The sequence below is a fragment of the Moorena sp. SIO4E2 genome, assembly GCF_010671945.1.
GTDB lineage: Bacteria > Cyanobacteriota > Cyanobacteriia > Cyanobacteriales > Coleofasciculaceae > Moorena > Moorena producens.
This window is the reverse complement of sequence record NZ_JAAHIE010001004.1, coordinates 1-1961: the sequence shown is the minus strand read 5'-3', so window position 1 is coordinate 1961 and position 1961 is coordinate 1. Positions and strand designations below refer to the sequence as shown.

Annotated in this window: 4 protein-coding genes; 2 read left to right on the top strand and 2 right to left on the bottom strand. The window is 42.1% G+C overall.

Annotated elements, in window-relative coordinates; genetic code table 11:
• Window positions 1-118: 118 nt before the first annotated feature.
• Window positions 119-253 carry a photosystem II reaction center protein Ycf12/Psb30 gene (gene psb30, locus F6K37_RS39970; protein ID WP_070396607.1) on the bottom strand — a complete coding sequence of 45 codons (135 nt, stop codon included), beginning with the start codon at window positions 251-253 and terminating at the stop codon, window positions 119-121.
• Between the two features lie 201 nt (window positions 254-454).
• Between psb30 and F6K37_RS39965 the strand changes: the two genes are divergently transcribed.
• Both F6K37_RS39965 and F6K37_RS39960 read left to right on the top strand, forming a co-directional pair.
• On the top strand, window positions 455-808 hold the full coding sequence (locus tag F6K37_RS39965; protein ID WP_287256818.1) for a YkgJ family cysteine cluster protein: 354 nt from the start codon (window positions 455-457) through the stop codon (window positions 806-808).
• 46 nt (window positions 809-854) lie between these two features.
• Window positions 855-1487, top strand: a complete 633-nt coding sequence (locus tag F6K37_RS39960) for a phosphoribosylanthranilate isomerase (RefSeq protein WP_287256816.1) — start codon at window positions 855-857, stop codon at window positions 1485-1487.
• A gap of 161 nt (window positions 1488-1648) precedes the next feature.
• Here F6K37_RS39960 and F6K37_RS39955 read toward each other — a convergent pair.
• On the bottom strand, window positions 1649-1961 hold a 313-nt coding region (locus tag F6K37_RS39955), incomplete at its 5' end, for a sensor histidine kinase (protein ID WP_287256814.1).

The following is a 1961-nucleotide window of genomic DNA, read 5'->3' as shown; positions in this document are numbered from 1 at the left end:
ATCATTCCATTATTAAGCAACGCCGAACCTTCAACCTTCAACGGGCTAACCTTCAACTGCATCACCTACCCTACACCGAACGCCAAGGGCGAACAACCGCCTCACCTTCAACCCTAGATTAAAGGTCGCCTCTAAGAGCATATAGGGCGAAAATGACCACTGGACCAGCAATCACAACAGCTGCCAGCATACTCAGCTGAGCAATCAATACCCAATCGATGTTACCTATAAAATCTAAAAAAGCTAAATACATATGTTCTCCAGAATTGACCCAACAAAGGCGATGGTGACTAATCACAATCCATCGCTTAGATTTTACTGGGTAATGATCTGCTTTTTTTAAGTAAGTTTACAAAAATATACAAAACTCAACGGCAAGCCTGACCACATCTATCACGGGTGAAAACTCGCTAAGCTAGGTATACTATTAGCTTTTAGCTCTTTTTTGAAAGTCATGCCCACTTGGAGTTGTGTAAAGCAATGTGGCGCTTGCTGTCATCTTGACCCAGCTGAGCGTCCAGGATTAGAGGAATATCTTCTCCCAGAAGAGCTAGCGCTATACTTAAGTATGGTAGGTGAGGGGGGATGGTGTATAAATTTTGACCACACCACCCGTGAATGTCGTATTTATGCCCATCGACCTCGTTTCTGTCGGGTGGAAGCTGAGGTATTTCAGGATATGTATGGGGTGGAGCCAGCAGATTTAAATGATTTTGCCATTGACTGCTGTTGGGAACATATTGAAGCACTTTATGGAGATTGCTCTCTGGAAATGCTGCGCTTTGAGCGGGAAATATGGAGAGAATAGCGAAAATCGAAATTAACGAGTAACGAGTAACAAGTAACAAGTAACAATGCGTGTAAAAATTTGTGGCATTACGAAACCGGAGCAAGGAGATGCGATCGCAAAATTGGGAGCAACAGCATTAGGCTTTATTTGTGTACCAGGCTCTCCTCGTTATGTTACACCCCAGCAAATTCGAGGGATGGTCAACCACTTGTCCGTATCAGTTGACCGCATTGGTGTGTTTGCTAATACCTCTACGGAAGAAATCACTCAAATTGTTGGTGATTCAGGGATAAATGCCGTTCAACTCCATAGTAATGAATCTCCAGAATTTTGCCAAAAGCTGCGCCAAGCTTTACCAGAGATTGAAATTATTAAAGCCTTAAGGATAAGAACTCCAGAATGTTTAAATCAGGCAGATAGTTATTTAAGTTGTGTAGATACACTATTACTAGATGCTTTCCATGGAAAAATGTTGGGTGGCACTGGTAAAACCCTAGACTGGCAAAGGCTACAAGAATTTCGTCCCAGTATCCCTTGGTTACTAGCTGGTGGCTTGACACCAGATAATGTCTTAGATGCCCTAACCCTGGTGCAACCTAGTGGAATTGATTTATCCAGCGGTTTAGAGCGGACACCAGGTGATAAAGATTTAAAAAAGGTTGCTAGATTGTTCGAGAAATTAGGCTCAATAGTTTAAGGTTGTTCACGTAGCGTGGCCATTCGCGTAGCGTGGCCGAAAGGCCAAGGCCAAGGTTTAAATTTAAATGTTTAATGTTAAGTGTTAAATGTTAAAAGCTGAAGGGTTAATGTTAAATGCTGAAGGATTAATGTTAAAGAGTAAAGCTCAACAGTTAACAGTCAAGACTCAATACTCAACAAGATTTGAGATGATTCCAATGGAATGGTAAAGTGGAATTGACTACCTTGATTTTTACCCTCAGATTTAGCCCAAATTTTTCCACCCATACCTTTAATAATCTGGCGACAAATAGCTAGACCAAGACCTGTGCCACCAACAGTGCGTCGGAGTGAATCTTCCTCTTGTAATTGAATAAACTTCTCCTCGGGAAAATCAAGGAGGATGTACATTTCTTCTTTTTTAGCACCCTGCCATCGGCTTCCTACTTCGATTAATTTATCCCGGATCGGCTGCCATTGGCTACTGCCAAAG

What these genes read in the sequence shown, in the direction of transcription:
- psb30 (WP_070396607.1), bottom strand. Translation starts at nt 253, where the DNA reads ATGTATTTAGCTTTTTTAGATTTTATAGGTAACATCGATTGGGTATTG.
- F6K37_RS39965 (WP_287256818.1), top strand. Translation starts at nt 455, where the DNA reads ATGCCCACTTGGAGTTGTGTAAAGCAATGTGGCGCTTGCTGTCATCTT.
- F6K37_RS39960 (WP_287256816.1), top strand. Translation starts at nt 855, where the DNA reads ATGCGTGTAAAAATTTGTGGCATTACGAAACCGGAGCAAGGAGATGCG.